The sequence below is a fragment of the Nocardioides sp. GCM10030259 genome, assembly GCF_042666375.1.
Lineage (GTDB): Bacteria > Actinomycetota > Actinomycetes > Propionibacteriales > Nocardioidaceae > Nocardioides.
The window spans coordinates 1-744 of the sequence record NZ_JBHTDF010000014.1 but is presented as its reverse complement, the minus strand read 5'-3'; the positions used below and the strand labels follow the sequence as shown (position 1 = coordinate 744).

The window sequence follows — 744 nt, the reverse complement described above, 5'->3', positions numbered from 1 at the left end:
GGTCGGCTTGTTCTACCTGCTCGACAGCCCGATCAGCCTGGCCTTCTTGCGCCGGTTTCCCACCGAAGCCAAGGCGGCCTGGCTGAGCGAGCTCCGGATGGCGCACTGGCTCAAGAGCAACGGCTACTGCGGCCGTCACACCCCGGCCCGGCTGGTCGGTCACCTGCGTGAAGCCGCCAGCGGGCGCGTCAACGGAGCAGCAGCTGAAGCCAGCGAGGTCATCGTGCTCACCCTCGTCGACCTGCTCACCACCCTGCGCGAGCATCAGAGCGTGCTCGAGGTCCGGATCAAGGAAGCCCTACTGGCCCACCCCGACGGCCCGATCTTCCAGTCCCTGCCCCGCGCCGGTGTCGTCCGCGCCGCCACCCTCTTGGCCGAGATCGGCGACTGCCGCGCCCGGTTCCCCGACCCCGCATCACTCGCAGCCGCGGCCGGGGTCGCCCCCTCGACCCGGCAGTCGGGCAAACACCGCAACGTCGCCTACCGCCGTGGCTGCAACAAGCAGCTGCGCGCCGCGCTCGTCGACTGGGCCCAAGACACCCCACGCGCCAACGCATGGGCCCGCGACACCTACGACCGAGCCCGCGACCGCGGCTGCCGACACCCCCACGCAGCAAGGATCCTGGCCCAGAACTGGACCAGGATCCTATGGCGCTGCTGGCACGACCAGGTGCCCTACAACCCCGACCTACACGGCCGGCTCAGCACCCTCACTCAGGAGGCTGCTTGACATAGGGCTCTCAG

1 protein-coding gene is annotated in these 744 nt (G+C 69.9%); it reads left to right on the top strand.

All coding sequences use genetic code 11. The features are described 5' to 3' along the window. On the top strand, positions 1–730 hold a 730-nt coding region (locus ACFQQI_RS12390; RefSeq protein ID WP_378563316.1), incomplete at its 5' end, for a transposase. Positions 731–744 lie beyond the last annotated feature (14 nt).